At 62.3% G+C, this 17117-nt stretch carries 14 protein-coding genes; 7 read left to right on the plus strand and 7 right to left on the minus strand.

The window, feature by feature from the left end; all coding sequences use genetic code 11:
- Positions 1 to 50: 50 nt before the first annotated feature.
- Complete coding sequence (locus HKK53_RS07685; protein WP_169370296.1) at positions 51 to 4187, plus strand: CheR family methyltransferase; 4137 nt, start codon at positions 51 to 53, stop codon at positions 4185 to 4187.
- Positions 4188 to 4763: 576 nt separating this feature from the next.
- Entirely contained in the window at positions 4764 to 5219 is a 456-nt protein-coding gene (locus tag HKK53_RS07690) for a YMGG-like glycine zipper-containing protein (RefSeq protein WP_169370297.1), read from the plus strand.
- On the opposite strand, the gene HKK53_RS07695 is transcribed toward HKK53_RS07690, so the two are convergent.
- Genes HKK53_RS07695 through HKK53_RS07705 form a run of 3 tightly spaced genes read right to left on the minus strand, consistent with a single transcriptional unit; the run spans position 5209 to position 8880 of the window.
- Positions 5209 to 6231 carry a DUF2955 domain-containing protein gene (locus tag HKK53_RS07695; RefSeq protein WP_169370298.1) on the minus strand — a complete coding sequence of 341 codons (1023 nt, stop codon included), beginning with the start codon at positions 6229 to 6231 and terminating at the stop codon, positions 5209 to 5211. The genes HKK53_RS07690 and HKK53_RS07695 overlap by 11 nt on opposite strands.
- On the minus strand, positions 6221 to 7360 hold the full coding sequence (locus tag HKK53_RS07700) for an HlyD family secretion protein (RefSeq protein WP_169370299.1): 1140 nt from the start codon (positions 7358 to 7360) through the stop codon (positions 6221 to 6223). Before HKK53_RS07700 ends, HKK53_RS07695 begins: the two co-directional genes overlap by 11 nt.
- Complete coding sequence (locus HKK53_RS07705; RefSeq protein WP_169374201.1) at positions 7357 to 8880, minus strand: efflux transporter outer membrane subunit; 1524 nt, start codon at positions 8878 to 8880, stop codon at positions 7357 to 7359. Before HKK53_RS07705 ends, HKK53_RS07700 begins: the two co-directional genes overlap by 4 nt.
- Positions 8881 to 9059: 179 nt before the next feature.
- On the opposite strand from HKK53_RS07705, the gene HKK53_RS07710 reads away from it, so the two are divergent.
- The 3 genes from HKK53_RS07710 (at position 9060) to HKK53_RS07720 (ending at position 11327) form a co-directional block, all read left to right on the plus strand.
- On the plus strand, positions 9060 to 9560 hold the full coding sequence (locus HKK53_RS07710; RefSeq protein ID WP_169370300.1) for a transporter suffix domain-containing protein: 501 nt from the start codon (positions 9060 to 9062) through the stop codon (positions 9558 to 9560).
- A 24-nt stretch (positions 9561 to 9584) separates the two neighbouring features.
- Positions 9585 to 10478: a YghX family hydrolase gene (gene yghX / locus HKK53_RS07715; RefSeq protein WP_169370301.1), complete on the plus strand. Its 894-nt coding sequence runs from the start codon at positions 9585 to 9587 to the stop codon at positions 10476 to 10478.
- Between the two features lie 84 nt (positions 10479 to 10562).
- Positions 10563 to 11327, plus strand: a complete 765-nt coding sequence (locus HKK53_RS07720; protein ID WP_169370302.1) for an alpha/beta hydrolase — start codon at positions 10563 to 10565, stop codon at positions 11325 to 11327.
- On the opposite strand, the gene HKK53_RS07725 is transcribed toward HKK53_RS07720, so the two are convergent.
- The 3 genes from HKK53_RS07725 to HKK53_RS07735 all read right to left on the minus strand — a co-directional run bounded on the left by HKK53_RS07725 (position 11322) and on the right by HKK53_RS07735 (position 13711).
- The gene (locus HKK53_RS07725) at positions 11322 to 11684 is read right to left on the minus strand and encodes a hypothetical protein (RefSeq protein ID WP_169370303.1); all 363 of its coding nucleotides are present in this window, start codon (positions 11682 to 11684) and stop codon (positions 11322 to 11324) included. The genes HKK53_RS07720 and HKK53_RS07725 overlap by 6 nt on opposite strands.
- Before the next feature lie 151 nt (positions 11685 to 11835).
- Positions 11836 to 12465, minus strand: coding sequence for a Vgb family protein (locus HKK53_RS07730; protein ID WP_169370304.1), 630 nt, complete (start codon positions 12463 to 12465; stop codon positions 11836 to 11838).
- Positions 12466 to 12499: 34 nt separating this feature from the next.
- A complete protein-coding gene (locus HKK53_RS07735; RefSeq protein WP_169370305.1) occupies positions 12500 to 13711 on the minus strand; it encodes a helix-turn-helix domain-containing protein in 1212 nt (403 codons plus the stop codon).
- 90 nt (positions 13712 to 13801) lie between these two features.
- Here HKK53_RS07735 and HKK53_RS07740 point away from each other — a divergent pair, with 90 nt between their 5' ends.
- A complete protein-coding gene (locus HKK53_RS07740; protein ID WP_169370306.1) occupies positions 13802 to 14560 on the plus strand; it encodes a DUF899 domain-containing protein in 759 nt (252 codons plus the stop codon).
- A gap of 156 nt (positions 14561 to 14716) precedes the next feature.
- Here HKK53_RS07740 and HKK53_RS07745 read toward each other — a convergent pair whose 3' ends face one another.
- Entirely contained in the window at positions 14717 to 15634 is a 918-nt protein-coding gene (locus HKK53_RS07745; protein WP_169370307.1) for a LysR substrate-binding domain-containing protein, read from the minus strand.
- A 165-nt stretch (positions 15635 to 15799) separates the two neighbouring features.
- Here HKK53_RS07745 and HKK53_RS07750 point away from each other — a divergent pair, with 165 nt between their 5' ends.
- Positions 15800 to 17104, plus strand: coding sequence for an MFS transporter (locus HKK53_RS07750; protein ID WP_169370308.1), 1305 nt, complete (start codon positions 15800 to 15802; stop codon positions 17102 to 17104).
- Positions 17105 to 17117: the final 13 nt, after the last annotated feature.

Raw genomic sequence — 17117 nt, forward strand, 5'->3', positions numbered from 1 at the left:
CTCACCCTTTTGCCGCGGCGTCTAGACGTCGCCTTTCAAGGCATTTATCCATGACGAATTCACCCGACCCGACAACCCAAGTTGCCCAGTCCAGGCAACACCCGCTGCACCCACTCGATTTTGGTGTGGTCGGCATTGGTGCGTCCGCCGGGGGTCTGCAAGCGATCAAACTGTTTTTCGAGAACATGCCCCAGGACAACGGCATGGCGTTCGTGATCATTCTTCACCTGTCGCCGGACCACGAAAGCATTGCCGACAAGATCATCCAGGAATCGACCCAGATGCCGGTCCTGCAGGTCACCGAATCGGTGGCCATCGAAAAGAATCACGTCTATGTCATTTCACCCGCCCATCGGCTGACGATGAATGACGGTTACCTTGAGGTCAGCCCATCCGACCCGCGCCTGGGCCGTACCTCGGCCATTGATCTGTTCTTCCGCGACCTGGCCGATGTGCACCGTGAACGGGCGTTTTGCCTGGTGTTGTCCGGCACCGGCTCGGATGGCGCGGTCGGCTTGTCACGCATCAAGGAACAAGGTGGCGTGACCCTGGCCCAGGCGCCGGAAGACGCCGAGTTCGACGGCATGCCCCGGGCGGCCATCGACACTCAGATGGTCGACCTGGTGCTACCCGTCGTGGAGATGCCGCAGAAGCTGCTGGAGTTGTGGCGCAATGCCAAGGCGATTTCCTTGCCAACAGCCAACGACTCCGACCTGCAAACCATCGCCTCGGTTGCCGAGCGCGACGCGGCGGCGGCCGAACAAGTGCTGCGGGACGTGCTGATTCAGTTGCGCGCCGGCACCGGTCACGACTTCAAGCACTACAAGCGCGCCACCGTGTTGCGTCGTATCGAACGGCGGATGCAGGTCACCGCGCAGCCCGACCTCGCCGCCTACTATGGCTACCTGCTGAGCAGCCCCGAAGAAACCAAGGCGTTGCTGGCCGACATGCTGATCGGCGTGACCAATTTCTTCCGCGACCGCGAGGCCTTCGAAGCGCTGGAGCGCGACGTGGTGCCGCAACTGGTCAGCGCCGCCGTGTCGGCCCACCCGGAAAACGAAGAAATCCGCATCTGGTCGGCGGGCTGCTCCACCGGTGAAGAGGTCTACAGCCTGGCGATGCTGGTCAACGATCAGATGCAATTGGACGCCAGCCAGGCGTCGTTGCAATTGTTCGCCACCGATATCGACGAGCGCGCGATCAGCGTCGGGCGCAGCGGGTTGTACCCGCAAGCCATCATCACCGATGTACCGCCGACGCGGCTGCGCCACTATTTCGCCAAAGAAAACCAGCACTACCGAATTCGTAAAGAGCTGCGCGAAAAGGTCTTGTTTGCCAAGCACAGCCTGCTGTCCGATCCGCCGTTCTCGCACATGGACCTGATCGTCTGTCGCAATCTGCTGATCTACCTGGACCGCGAAGTCCAACGGGAGATCCTGCAGATGTTCCACTTTGCCCTGCGCCCTGGCGGCTTCCTGTTCCTGGGTACTTCCGAGAGCGCGGACGCCTGCCACGACCTGTTTGCCCCGGTCGACAAGCGCAACCGGATCTTCCGGGCCAAGACTGGCACCGGCAGTAGCCGACGCGCCCCGACCATGCCCCGTGGAGGCTATGTGCGAAGCGACATTACCCACCAGGCCCCAGCCAGCCAAAAGCCGCGCAAACTGTCGTTTGCCGATATTCACCAACGCGCGCAGGAATACTCGGCACCACCGAGCATGATCGTCGACGCCAATGCCGACATCCTGCACATGAGCGAAACCGCAGGACGTTTTCTGCGCCATGTCGGCGGCGAGCTGTCGCGCAATTTGTTGACGCTGATCCTTCCGGAGTTGCGCCTGGAAGTACGCACGACGCTGTTCCAGGCGCAACAAGGCAGCCAGATGGTCAAGTCGCGCACGGTGGCGATCAAGCGTGAGGAGCGCAGCTATCGCGTCGACCTGGCGGCCCACCCCTACCGTGACGAAGAATCGGACAACGAGTTCGTCCTGCTGATGTTCGAAGAAGTCGAAGTCGACCCTTCTGAAGTGTCGAATTCCACGATGCTGCAATCCGAAAACCAGGTGCTGTCCAACCTTGAACGGGAGTTGCAACGCACCAAGTTGCAGTTGCAGGACACCATCGAACAATCGGAAGTCTCCAGCGAAGAGCTCAAGGCTTCCAACGAAGAAATGCAGGCGATCAACGAAGAACTGCGCTCGGCCACCGAAGAGCTGGAAACCAGCAAGGAAGAGCTGCAGTCGATCAACGAAGAGCTACTGACCGTCAACTTCGAGCTGAAAACCAAAGTCGAAGAAACCGACAAGATCAACGATTACCTGACCAACCTGATCGCCTCCACCGACATTGCCACGGTGTTTGTCGACAGCAACATGCGCATCAAATGGTTCACGCCCCGGGCCACCGATATCTTCAGCATGTTGCCGGTGGACACCGGACGCTCGTTGCTCGACATCACCCATCGCCTGGACTATGAAGACCTGGCGGGTGACGCGGCGCAAGTGTTCGAGTCGTTGAACATGATCGAGCGCGAAGTCAGCAGCACCGACAATCGCTGGTACATCGCCCGCCTCCTGCCTTACCGCTCCAGCGCCGACCACATCGACGGCACCGTGCTGACCTTCATCGACATCACCAAGCGCCATGCCGCCGAAGAAGAATTGCGCATGGGTGAAGAACGCATGCGCCTGGTCGCCGAAAGCACCCGTGACTACGCGATCATCACCCTCGATGAACTGGGCATCATCACCACCTGGAACAAAGGCGCGGAATTGATCTTCGGCTATAAGAAATCCGAGGCCGAAGGCGCCTATTACGACTTCATTTTCTCCGAAGAAGATCGTGCCGCCGGCGTGCCGGAAAGCGAGCTCTCGACGGTGCGCATCAACGGCCGTAACGAAGACGAGCGCTGGCACCTGCGCAAGGACGGCAGCCGCTTCTTCTGCAGTGGCGAAGTCACCCTGCTGCGCGGCGACAACCTTCAAGGCTACGTGAAAATTGCCCGGGACCTGACGGGGCACAAGCGCCTGCATGAAGAACAAAACCAGCAACTGGCGGAAACCCAGAGCAGCAGCCACTTGAAGGACGAGTTCTTTGCGGTGATGTCCCATGAACTCAAGCATCCGCTGAACCTGATTCAGCTCAACGCCGAGCTGCTGCGGCGCCTGCCGCTGATCAAGACGACGGCACCGGCGGAAAAAGCGGTCAACACCATTTGCGACGCGGTGAGCAGCCAGGCACGGATCATCGATGATTTGCTCGATGTCGCCCGGGTGCGCACCGGCAAGCTGCGTCTCAAGCGCAGCGTCGTGGATTTGAACCGGATGCTGCAAGACGTCTATCTGGTGGTGACCAATGCCCATCCCGGCGTCGATGTGACGCTGCAAATGCCTGAAGCGTTGGTGATTGATGCCGACCCGACCCGGGTCGAACAGATCATCTGGAACCTGGTGAACAACGCCCTGAAGTTCACCCCTGAGGGTGGCCAGATTCGTTTGATCGGCACCCGCGAGGCCGGCATGGCCCGGCTCGATGTGCAGGACAGCGGCGTCGGTTTGAGCGCCGATAGTCTGAATGAAGTGTTCGACCTGTTCGGTCAGGCGGCCAACCAGCACGCGACCCATCAACGGAATGGCCTGGGGATCGGCCTGTCGTTGGTGCGGCAATTGACCGAAGCCCATGGCGGCAGTGTCGAGGTCACCTCCCCAGGGTTGGGCCTGGGTTGCACCTTTACCGTCCGCCTGCCCTTGAGCCAACCCCGTGAGCTGGTGGCGCCATCGACCCTGACCGGCGAACAGTGCGGACGCCTGGCCGGCCTCACCGTGCTGCTGGTGGACGACTCGCGGGACGTGCTGGAAACGATGAAGATGCTGCTGGAAATGGAAGATGCCCGGGTCATCGCCTTCGCCGAACCACACCAGGCGCTGGAAGCCGCCCAGACCGGGCAATACGACCTGGTGGTCTCCGACGTGGGCATGCCCGGCATGAGCGGCCACGACCTGATGCGCGCCTTGCGCGAACTACCGCATATCAAGCAGGTGCCGGCGATTGCCTTGACCGGTTATGGCGCGGAAAGCGACGTCGAGAAATCCCGTAAATCCGGTTTCGACCGGCACCTGGGCAAACCTGTGTCCTATGACGCGTTGATCGAGACAATTGAAGAGCTGAGGCAAACGCGGTCGGATTGATTTAAATAGATCAGTCCCCTTTTTCTGCTCTTTGTAGCAGCTGGCGAAGCCTGCGTCCGGCTGCGAAGCAGTCGTCAACCCTGAGCGCGGTCCTCCTGAAACACCGCGCCGCCTGATTTTACGACTGCTTCGCAGCCGGACGCAGGCTTCGCCAGCTGCTACACAGGTCGTGACTTAAATAGATCTGTCCCGTTTTTTAGAAACACCGCGCCGCCTGATTTTACGACTGCTTCGCAGTCGGACGCAGGCTTCGCCAGCTGCTACACAGGTCGTGACTTAAATAGATCTGTCCCGTTTTTTAGAGACGATTGAAGAGCTGAGGCAAACGCGGTCGGATTGATTTAAATAGATCAGTCCCCTTTTTCTAGGTGAAACACGCTCTTTGTAGCAGCTGGCGAAGCCTGCGTCCGGCTGCGAAGCAGTCGTCAAACCTGAGTGCGCGGTCCTCCTGAAACACCGCGCCGCCTGATTTTACGACTGCTTCGCAGCCGGACGCAGGCTTCGCCAGCTGCTACACAGGTTGTGACTTAAATAGATCTGTCCCGTTTTTTAGTTTTTTTACTGTCGGAGGTCATCATGAAACGGTTGTCTTCCATCGGTCTGTTTGTGGCGTTGGCGGCTACTTGCTCCCAGGGCTGGGCCGAAACGGTCGTGCCCCTCAAAGGGCAGAGTTCGCAGCAAGTTCAAGCTGACATGAGCGATTGCAAAAACGTGGCCGCCAGTCAGGCCTCTTCGACCGCACCGCCTGCGACCGGCGGAAGATTGCGCGGTGCCGCCGTGGGGGCTGCCGCTGGCGCTGTGGGTGCTGAGGTGCGCGGGCGTCAACACGACGAGTTTTATGATCACGCCGGTGATGACGCCAAGCAGGCCTACCGCCAAAACAACGCCCAGCAAACTGCTGCGGCCGGGGCGGTGGTGGGCGGTGCACGGCAGCGCCAGCAACGTCGAGCCCAGCAACAGACCACGTCGACGAACAGTTCAGCGGCGTATACCGGTTGCCTGCAAGGGCGGGGTTATCAGGTCACTTCCTGACAGGCGCCTGGCGCCGCTGATCGAGTAGATGAACCATCAGGCCGGCATACACCGTCACCCCGATAAACAACCCCATGCGCACCGCAAACGCGGTGTAGACGTCCTTGCCGGCCGCGCTGTCCTGCACCGACTGCCCCAGCAAAATGATCAGCGTGATCGTCGTATTGAGCCAGAACCCCGGGCTGAACCGGGTCGGGCTCAGTGCGTAGAGTTTGCGCGCCAGCACCAGGCCGAACAGCAGCATCCACAGAAAGAACATCCACAGGTGCACGAACAGGCTCAGGGCGCACCAGAACAGGATCGCCAGCACACCGCCCAGCAGCGTCGAACCGAGCAATTCGCGGCCAGCGTTGCGCGCGGTGGTGGTGGAGCTCTGCTGACCGAGACTGACCGCTTTGAGGATGATCGGCAGGTAGCTGGCCGGATCGATCAGCGCCAACAGGAACGCCGGCAATACGATCAGCGTGGCGCGCAACGCGACCCGGTCGACGTCTTCGGCGGCGAGTGCCGGGGCGGCGGGCGACGGCGGCGCATTGGCTGGCTCGGGAAACAGCCCATGGCTCACGGTCACCACCAGCACCGCGAGCAGCAAGCCCTTGACCAGCGCGCCGATGACCAGCAGTGCCAGTTCGAAACTGGCGGTGCCGGCCGCCGAAATCATGGTCAGCCCGATCACCAGAAAGGTCACGATCAGGTTGTTGCCACCGCGCAAGCCAAAGCGAAACACCACAAATAAACCGACACCAATCAGCGACAACCCGCTGACCGGGTAATAGCGCAGCAATGGAAATAACAGCAGGCCGACGCCGGTGGTCAGCATCGCCACCAACGCCAGCACCACGCCGGCCTTGAGCGGCAACGGCTGATTGAGCGTGGCCAGGAACAGCAGCGCCAGCACCGGCGCGAGAAATGGAATCGGCAACGCCAAGCCGAAACTGGCAGCCAGGCACAGCGCCGTGCCGGTGGCCAGGCGCAGTGAACGCTGATCGCGGGGCGTGCGCTTAATAGGCATACGAAAGCCAACTCATCAGACTCAAGAACACCCGGCCGAGCGGGTTCAACGGATTGCCCGGCGCCGGGAACGCCATGACTTCGGCCTGCCCGCCCGCGCGGATTGAACGGCTGTCGCGCAGGGCATTCAGGGCGTCCTCATCGAACTCGATCACCACCGGAAAACGCTGGGCCGGGCGCAGCCAGTCGCGGCTGTTCTGCACGCTCGGCAAGGTGCCCGGTGTGGTCCCCTGGCCGACACTGACGCCGTAGCCGACGCTGCGCACCCGGCCGCCGAACACTTCGCCGGGCAACGCATCGAGCACGATGGCGACCGGCGTGTCGGGTTTGACCAGGCCCAGGTTGTTCTCGGTCATATCGGCACTGATCCACACGTCATGGATGGCGATCAGGGTCATCACCGGACTCCCGGCGGCGGCGAACTGGCCGACATCGGTGCGCAGGTCGGTGATCAGCCCCGCCGAGCGCGCGCCGATTCGGGTGTTGGCCAAATCGAGTTCGGCTTTCGTCAACGCCGTCGCGGCGCTGCGCAGCACGGCGTTATCTGCCTCGCTACCGCCCTCCTGCTCCTTGGCCCGTTGCACTTCGGCTTCGGCGGCGGCGACCTGGCTGGTGGCCTGTTCGAGGTTGGCCCGCGACACTTCCAGCAGCCGCACCGACACCGTGCCTTTATCGGCGCGGTACAAGCCTTCGAGCCGCTGACTGTCCTGGCGCATCCTCAGTTCGTTGGCCTGGGCCGCGCGCAATGAGGCTTGTGCCGAGGCGATGCCGGCGGTGCTGGCGCCGATCTGGCGGCGGGTCGATTCAAGGTCGGCGCGGGCGCGGTCAACGGCGATCTGATACGGCTGTGGATCGACTTCGAAAAGAATGTCCCCGGCCCGGACATCCTGGTTGTTGCGCACATTCACCCGGATTACCCGCCCCGCCACTTCCGCCGCAACCGGAATCACAAACGCCCCGACCCGCGCCTGCTGCGTGTAAGGCGTGAAGCGGTCCGCCAGCAAGTACCAGGCGAGGCTGATGAGGATCAGCAGCAACACCCACTTGATGCCTTTCCTGGCCGGATCGGCGGCCGGTGCTGGCGCCTTTGCAGGAGGCGCTTCAACAGAGGGCGGCGCGGCTTCACTCATGGTTGTTCACCTTGTCTGGCAGGGGTAAGACCGGGTTCGTCGAGCAGGTCGCCCCAGTCCGTGCGTTTTTCCATTTGCTTTTGCGTGGTGCGATCGATGAGGGGTTGGGCGGCGTACCAGCCACCGCCCAGGGCCTTGTACAAAGCAATCAGATTACTGACGGCATTGCTGCGGCTGACCAGGTAGTTGTCCTGTTGTTCGAGCAACGCCCGTTGCGCATCCAGCACCCGCTGAAAATCGGAAAAACCTTCGCTGTACTGCGCGCGAGCCAGCACCAGCGAACGCTTGGCCGCCGTCTCGGCCTGACGCAGGATGCGTTCGCGTTCCAGGGATTGGCTCAAGCCGCTGGCGGCATCGTCGGCTTCACGGGCGGCCTGGCGCACGGTGTCGCGGTAGGACTCGATCAATTGCTGCAAGCGCGCATCCTGCACTCGCACGTTGTTGCTGATCTGGCCGTGATCGAACAGGTTCCAGCGCAGGCTCGGACCGCCGACAAAGTCCAGATTGTTCGGCGAGCCGCCCACGGAAGTGGCGGTCCAGACGATGCTGCCGAGCAAGGTCAGCGACGGATAAAAATCACTGACGGCGACGCCGATCAGCGCCGATTGCGCGGCGACATTCAGCTCGGCGGCGCGCACATCGGGGCGGCGCAGCAACAGGTTGGCCGGCACATCCTGCAGTACGGCGCGGTCCAGTAGCGGGATCAGTTCTTCATTGGGTGTCACTTGCGGCAGCTCACCCGGCGCTTGCCCGGTCAGCACCGCCAGGACATTGCGGGTTCGATGCAGTTGGTCTTCGAGGCTGGGGATGCTGGCCAACGTGCCGAGGTATTGCGTCCTGGCCTGTTGCAGGTCGAGTTCGGCGGTCTGGCCGCTGTCGAACAGCTTGCGGGTGATGTCCAGGCTGCGTTTTTGCTGCCGGGTATTGTCCCGGGCGACCCGCAGGCGGGCCTCGGTGGTGCGCAGGGAAAAGTACGTGTCGGCCACCTGAGCGCGCAGCAGTACCAACACGTCTTCGTAGTTGGCCTGGGCGGCGAAGTAGCTGGCATCCGAGGACTCGATGGCCCGGCTGAAGCGGCCCCAGAAATCCAGCTCCCAACCGACGTCGAAGCCTTCACTGAATTGCCAGAACCGGCTGTTCTTCGGGTTGCTGCCGCTGTATTGCCGGCGCTCCGCGTAAAGCAGATCGACACTGGCCTGCTGGAATTGCGGGTAACGCCCGGCCTGGGCGATGCCCAATTGCGCCCTCGCTTCCATCACCCGCAGGCCAGCGATTTTCAGGCTGGAGTTGTGCGCATCCGCATCGGTAATCAACTGGTCGAGCACCGGGTCATTGAACACTTGCCACCACTGGCGCAGGTCCGGGCTCGCGCCCCGCTCGCTGGAGTGCTCCAGTGCCGGCGTGCTCCAGTGCTTGACCCATTCCTCACCGGGCGGCTGGAAGTCCGGCCCGACGCGCGCACAGCCGCCGAGGCCGAGCAGCAGCAGCAGCAGCAGGAGCGGTCCCGACCGGATCAGCATGGCGGCACGTGAAGGCATGGATGGTTTCCCGGCCAAGGAAGATGACTGGAGCATAGTCGCCCGAAAGAAAATCGAGCGGAGGTAAACGCGCTGCCGACTTACTCACGCCTGGGAGTCAGCTGCTACGCTTTCCAAGGGCCCTTAAAACCACGACGATCCATCAAAAAGGTGCAACGCTCATGACCACCCAACCCCACTCCGCCGGCTGGCGCTTCAAACTGGGCATCGTGATTTTGTGTTTGATGTTGGGGTCGTGGCTGATGGTGCCGCTGGCGGCGGCTGTCGGGGTGCCGGGCTCCAAGGTCGCGGCGCTGACCGGTGTGCTGTTTATCAGTAACAAGGTCCTGCTGATCCTGGTCATCGCGGTCATGGGCAAGGCCGGGTTCCAGCAATTGAAGCGCAGTGTGTTCGGTTACGTGACGTCGCTGGCGCCCAGCGCGGAAACCGAAGTGGGCCCGATTCGGCATCGCATCGGCCTGGTGATGTTCTTCCTGCCGTTGATTTCGGCGTTTCTGGAACCCTATGTCGACAGCATTTGGCCGGGGCTGCGGCCGAACCTGTGGCAATTGCAACTGCTGGGCGATCTCATGCTGATCGGCAGCTTTTTCGTGTTGGGGGGCAACTTCTGGGACAAGGTGCGCGCCCTGTTCATCCGCACTGCCAAAGTGGCCAATGCCTAGCACGCATCGACAGGAAGCACGCCAATGAGCCGTCTGACCGCCAAAGACTTCGCCCCCGAGTTGCTCGAACTCTACGACTACTACGTGCATGGCCAGATCAACCGACGGGAATTTCTCGACCGCGCGGCGTTGTTTGCCCTCGGCGGCCTGACCGCCTCCGCCCTGCTCGCCGCCCTGAGCCCCAATTACGCCCTGGCCGAGCAAGTGGAATTCACCGACCCGGACATCCTCGCCGAGTACATCACCTACCCGTCTCCCAAGGGCCATGGCCAGGTTCGCGGTTATCTGGTGCGCCCGGCGAAAGCCACGGGCAAGGTGCCGGCGGTGGTGGTCGTGCATGAGAACCGTGGGCTCAACCCATATATCGAGGACGTCGCCCGGCGCGTGGCCAAGGCCGGCTTCATCGCCCTCGCCCCGGATGGCCTGACCTCGGTCGGTGGCTACCCTGGCAACGACGACAAGGGCCGCGAGCTGCAACTGACGGTCGACCCGGAAAAACTCATGAATGATTTTTTCGCCGCCATCGAGTGGCTGATGAATCACCCGGCGGGCACCGGCAAAGTCGGTATCACCGGGTTTTGCTATGGCGGTGGCGTCGTCAATGCGGCGGCCGTGGCCTATCCGGAATTGGGCGCGGCGGTGTCTTTTTATGGCCGTCAACCCGAAACCAAGGACGTGCCGCGAATCAAGGCACCACTGATGCTGCACTACGGCGAACTGGATACCCGCATCAACGAAGGCTGGCCCGCTTTCGAGCAGGCGTTGAAAGCTGCGGGCAAGACCTATGAAGCCTACATTTACCCTGGGGTGAATCATGGATTTCATAACGACTCCACGCCTCGTTACGATGAGGCTGCCGCCAAGCTTGCGTGGAGTCGGACGCTGGATTGGTTCAAACGGCATCTACAGGGGACATAGACCCACGCAGGAGCTGCCGAAGGCTGCGATCTTTTGATCTGGCGTTGGACTAGACTGCGATTGTCCCCCTGAAAAATCAGCCTCATGTCACGAATTCTGGTGTACATCCTCATTGCGATTGCAGCCCTGTACCTGCTGCTCTGCGTGGCGCTGTTCGTATTTCAGCGCTCGCTCATCTACTTCCCGCAACCCAGCGCCTACGCCACACCCGACAGTGTGCTCACGCTGCCGGTGGCAGACGCGAACTTGCAGGTGTCAGTCAGGCCCCACGACGGCCCCAAGGCGTTGCTCTACTTCGGCGGCAATGCCGAGGATGTCTCGCAAAACCTGCCTTCGTTTTCCGCAGCCTTCCCGGATCAAGCGCTCTACCTGCTGCACTACCGAGGCTACGGTGGCAGTTCCGGCTCACCGTCCGAGGAGGCCATCGCCCGCGATGCCCTTGATCTGTTTGATCGGGTCTACGCCGAACACCCGCAGGTGGCCGTGGTTGGTCGCAGCCTCGGCACTGGCGTGGCGATTCGCCTGGCCAGCCAACGCCCGGCGGCGCGGCTGATCCTGATCACGCCCTACAACAGCCTGCTGGAACTCGGAGCCCGTCAGTACCCGATTTTTCCGGTGAAGTGGTTGTTGAAGGACACCTTTGATTCGGGGAAATACGCGGCGCACATCAGCGTGCCGACCCTGCTGATCGCGGCGGAACATGACGAAGTGATTCCGCGTTCAAGCACGGTGCGGCTCTATGGCCAATTCATCCAGGGCGTGGCGTCGATGAAGGTGATTGCGGGGGTGGGGCACAATTCAATCTCTGAAAGCCCCGAGTACCTCAAGTTGATCGGCGCCGCGTTATGAACGGCGTCGCGCCAGGCGTTGCTGCCAATTTCCGCCGTTGACGCGCTGGCATTGTTCTTCTGAGTCGAACTGCACATGAGCCGCTACGGGGCTGACGAGTACTTGCGCCTCATCGAGTGCGGTGGCCGTCAGCGCGACCATGCGCTCGCCCTGCCCGCTGGCCAGCGCCTGGTCCTTCTGCGCCTCGGTATCGAACACCCAGATCACCCGCAAACTGGAAGGGAACACGCTGTAATCGACCTCATGGGTCAGCCAGCTGAAACCGACGATTTCTGCTTTGGCCGCCTCGCACGCGTCAGTCAGGGTAGCGACCAGGCGACGTTCGATGTGGGTTTGGTCGCGTTTGCTTAACGCCATGGGTTGATCCTTGTGTCTGACGAGGGGAAGCGCCAATCATACGAAATTTCACCGACATGAAATCGTCAAGATCGCAGCCTCCGGTTGGAATGCATTGCTCCTGTAGGAGTTGCCGAAGGCTGCGATCTTTCGATCTTAAAAAACACCCAACTCATTTCGGCCGCCGCACCGACCTTACCTTGCCACTCCCACCGCCACCGCAAAAGAACTGATCACCGCCATCGGACTCCAGCCCGGAAACACCGACGCCCACCGGCATCTTCACGCTTTCCAGTACTTCGCCCGTGCCCGGATCAACCCGGCGCAACTCACTCTCATCGCCTTCCCACGTACCATGCCACAACGCGCCTTCGACCCAGGTCACACCAGTGACAAAACGGTTGGATTCGATGGTGCGCAGAATCTTGCCGGTTTCGGGGTCGATCTGATGGATCTTGCGGTCACGGTATTCCCCGACCCATAGCGTGCCTTCCGCCCAGGTCAGGCCCGAGTCGCTGTTGCCGGGTGCGGGAATGGTGTGGAGCACGCGGCCGGTCTTGGGGTCGATTTTCTGAATGCGATCGGCGGCGATCTGGAACAGGTGCTCGCCATCGAACGCAGTGCCGGCATCAGCGGTGACATCGATCGAGCGCACGGTCTGACCGCTGGCCGGGTCGAGGGCGTTGAGTTTTTCGCCACTGGCGAACCAGACATGCTGGCCGTCCCAGCTGACGCCATGCACGGCGTCGACGCCAGTAAAGGGCCCATATTCACGGATGATTTCAGCTGCTGAGCTTTTCATGAGGTGTTCCTCGTCACGGGTGGGTGAGGTGATCCTAAGCACTGGGCAACGGCGCCGTGAGTAACAAAGTCGTCGCGAAACCCGGCACCGGGGGCGTCATCCAGCGCCGCGCCCGTCCGCGCCCGAACGACTGCACCTTGCCGTCCGCCGCCAGCGTGTCGAGGGTTCGTTGCACCGTGCGCTGACTGGTGCCGAGTGCCAGCGCCAAGGCTGAGCTGGACCACGATTCACCGTCGGCGAGAAAAGCGAACACGGCGGCATATCTTTCTTCGACAGGTGGTGCCAGCAGCACCACATCCTGCGCCACCAACTCAAAGCCGCGCGGTGTGGCGATCACGCTGGCCAAGGGTTCAAGGGCCGCCCGCAACCGCCCGACCTCGACGCGCAGCCGGGCGCGATGGGACTCGTCACTGAGTTTCAGGCGAAAGGCTCGGGCGATCAGGGCTTCTCTCGACACGTCGGCCGGCCAGGCTTCGGCCAAGGCCCGGGCGATGGCGAACAACACCGGGCGCGTGGCCAGGGCCACCGACATACCGGCGCCACGTACGCTGTAACGGCACGCGTCCACCACCAGCGAGGTTGAGGCGAGCAATGCCTCGACTTCCTCCAGCAACAATGGCCGCTCTTGGCCATGGGTAATGAGTCGCGCCACAGGCGTGTTCAACACCAGCACAGCGTGTTCGACTTCGGCAGATAACGCGGGAATCGCGGCCTGCCGCGCGGCCTCCTGCGCGCGGGCCAAAGCCGCTCGCGCCAAATGGGATTGCACGCGGCGCATGGCGATCCCGGCGGCGACCAGTTCATGCACCGCGCGCAAGGCTGGCGGCAGTGGCGCGGGGTCGAGTTCGGCGAGTTGTTGCTCGGCGTCATCCAGTTGCCCGATCAGCAACAAGCGCCGGATCGCCAGATAGCGCGCATGGGCGGCATTGACGGCATCGCCATGAGCCTCAAGCGTCAGCCGTGCGGTGTCGAGTTTCTTCACCGGCCAACCGAGGTCCCGCGAGGCCAGCGCGATCTCGGCCTCGGCGACCACACACCGCGCCCGCGCCAGGCTTTCCTTCGGCCCGAAGGCCCGCGCCGCCCGTTGCACCAGCGTCCTGGCCAACACCAGCTCACCGAGCTGCGCCATTGCAATGCCGCGCAAGGCGAGCGCTGCCGCGTCGTCGCGCAAGGCCACCCGGTTCAGCGCACCGAGGGGATCACCCGCCGCCAGCGCTCGCGCCGCCGCCGTGATCAACGAATCCATCTGAATCGCGCCACATTTGTCACTCCCACCGTCCGACGTCTCGAATTTAGTCTATCTCACGATGACTGACCCCGATGGGAGGCAAGCAGGATGAACAAGCACACGATCGCTACACGAGAACAATGGCTGGCCGCGCGGCTGGAGTTGCTCAAGGCCGAGAAGGACCTGACCCGCCGCAGCGACGAACTCGCCCGGCAACGTCAGGCGTTGCCCTGGGTGCGAGTCGACAAGGCCTACCGTTTCGACACCGAGCAAGGTCCCGCGACCCTGGACGAGTTGTTCGACGGTCGCTCGCAACTGCTGGTCTATCACTTTATGTTCGGCCCCGATTACAAGGCGGGCTGCCCGTCCTGCTCGGCGATTGCCGACGGGTTTGACGGCATCGTCACGCACCTGGCGAACCACGACGTGACGCTGATGGCCGTGTCCCGCGCACCGCTGGCGAAACTGCTGGCGTACCGGCAGCGGATGGGTTGGACGTTTCCCTGGGCGTCAGCGCCCGACAGCGATTTCACAGCTGACTTCAATGTGTCGTTTACCGAGGCGCAGCAGCGTGAAGGGACTGTCGAGTACAACTATCAGCGCGGGGGCCATGCGATGGATGAATCGCAAATCCCCGAGCCGGTCGCGCAGTTCGCGGCGACCTGTGGCACCGATGCGCCGACCTATTCGCGGGACCGGCCGGGGTTGAGTGCGTTTGTGCGCGAGGATGGCGTGATTTATCACACCTATTCCACCTATGCCCGAGGAGTGGATGGGTTGTGGGGCATGTATCAGTGGTTGGACCGGGCGCCGTTGGGGCGGAATGAACAAGGGCCTTGGTGGCGGCGGCATGATGAGTACAGCTGATCAGGGGTTGGTAGTGTCTGGACTGACGTCATCGCGGGCAAGCCTCGCTCCTACACGGTTTCGCGGTGTTCGAAAATTTCGCGGCCACCACAAAACCTGTAGGAGCGAGGCTTGCCCGCGAAGAGGCCCTCAAACACACACAAAACCCACTGCTTATCACCGCCCATCCGCCCACCCCGGCTGGCGCCCAAACCCGTCGAATAATTCGAAAATGGTCGCCTTGACCTTCTGCACCGCGTTGCTCTGCACCGCCGTGTCATGCCAGCACAACGACAACTCCCGGGTGAACAGTCGATGGTCGATCCTGGCCAGTTTCAACTTGTGCTGCTCCAGCTCGGCATGCGCCGCCGCCCACGGCAGGATGGTCACGCCGAGTCGGGCCTTGACCGCCGCGAACAGCAGGTCGGTGGAGTTGGCTTCAAATTCCACCTCACAGTGCAGGCCGGCCTCTTGAAACGCTGACTCGACCCGACTGCGAATCGTATTCGGCGCGCAGGGCAGCACCAGCGGCATCTGCGCCAGCGCTTCAATCGATACCGGGCCATCGGGCAACGCAAACGCCGGCCATGCCACCAGGTACAGTGTTTCGGTCAGTAGCCGCTGCGACACCACGCCCCGACTCTCGACCACATCGACATTCACCGCCAACGCCACCCGCCCGACCGTGATCAACCCGCCAAGCTCGGCGCTGGGTGCATCGATCAGTTCCAGTTTGATCCCCGGATAACGGCTGCGAATGGTCCGCGCCAAGGGGATCGCCAACATTCGCGCGGTACTCGACGGCATGCCCACCGAGACCTTGCCTTGGGGAAATTCGGCGTCCTGGCGCAGCAGTTCCTGAGTGCCGTCGGCCTGGCGCAACAATTCGACGGCATGCCGATGCAACGTGCGCCCCGCCGCCGTCGGCACCACGCCATGAACGCTGCGTTCGAGCAATTGCATGCCCATGTCCTGCTCCAGATTGCGCATCTGCTGGCTGATCGCCGGCTGGGCAATGTGCAGCGCTTCACTGGCGCGGGTGATGGTGCCGCACTCGACCACCTTGATGAAATAGCGCAACTGGCGCAGGTCCATGAGCCCTCCAAAGCCATCGGATTTTCCGTTGGGATCAGAGGAATATCATATTTTAAGTTTATGAGATACCGCGCCTAGACTCGTCTCACAACAAACGAAGCGCCACCGGCCGCCACTGCCGCGTCGCGCTTCCATAGGCCTGAACAAGGCCACTGGGAGATCGCCATGTCTAGAGCAATGACTGCATCTGCAACACGGGAAAAACCGATCAAGACGCCGCTGAGCCGCGAGCAGATTCGCGGCTTCTGGACGGTGTACCTGGGCTGGGTGCTGGATGGCGTCGATTCCGTGATCTTCGCCCTGGTGCTGATCCCGGCCATGACCGAGTTGCTGCCCAACTCCGGCATCACCGCCACCCCCGCCAATATCGCCATGTATGGTTCGCTGCTGTTCGGGTTGTTCCTGATCGGCTGGGGCCTGTCGTTTATCTGGGGGCCGCTGGCCGATCGCTTTGGCCGGGTGAAGATGCTGGCCGCGAGCATCCTGGTCTACTCGCTGTTTACCGGCGCGGCGGCGTTCTCCGAGAACATCTGGCAACTGGCGGTGTTTCGGCTGATTGCCGGGATTGGCGTCGGCGGCGAGTGGGCACTGGCGGGCACTTACGTCGCCGAGTGCTGGCCGGAAGACCGACGCAAAATGGGCGCGGGTTACCTGCAAACCGGCTACTACCTGGGCTTCTTTATCGCCGCGTTGCTCAACTACACGGTCGGCGCCACGTATGGCTGGCGGGTGATGTTCCTGTGCGGGTTGTTCCCGGCATTCGTGGCGATTTATACCGCGCTCAAAGTCAAAGAGCCGCGCAAGGTGATCATCGAAGACAAAGCTCCGAAAGCGCATAGCGCCTGGCTGGAGATTTTCGCCCCGGCGTTTCGCCGTCGCACGCTCACCAGTTCAGCCTTGGTCGGTGTCGCGATTGTCGGGTTGTGGGCCGGTTCGGTGTACGAAGCTACGGCGGTGGTGACCCTGGCGACCCGCGCCGGCATCGATCACGTCGGCGCCGTGCACCTGGCCTCGATCGGCGCGGCGATCCTGTCCTTGAGCACCATCCTCGGCTGCCTGATCGCGCCATGGCTGGCGGAGCGCGTCGGACGGCGCAAGGCGCTGGGCATCTACTTCGCCGGCATGGCCGCCTCGATCGTCGTCGCGTTCGGCTGGGTGTTCTACATGGACGATGGCCTGCACCTGTTCATGGTGTCGCTGGTGTTCCTCGGTTTCTTCGGCGGCAACTTCGCGATCTTCTCGCTGTGGCTGCCCGAGCAATACCCAACGCGCATTCGCGCCACGGCATTCGCCTTCAACGCCTCGGTCGGGCGCTTCATCGGCGCCGGGGTCAACTTCCTGCTGGCGGCCGCGATCCACTGGCACGGCTCGCTCGGCGCGCCTATCGCCTGGACCGCTGCCGCGTTTGTCGCCGGCATTCTGATCCTGCCGTTTGCCGTCGAAACCCGCGACCAGACCTTGCCGCAATAGCGTTCATTCACCG

Origin of the sequence: Pseudomonas sp. ADAK7 (assembly GCF_012935675.1) — a bacterium.
Classification (GTDB): domain Bacteria; phylum Pseudomonadota; class Gammaproteobacteria; order Pseudomonadales; family Pseudomonadaceae; genus Aquipseudomonas.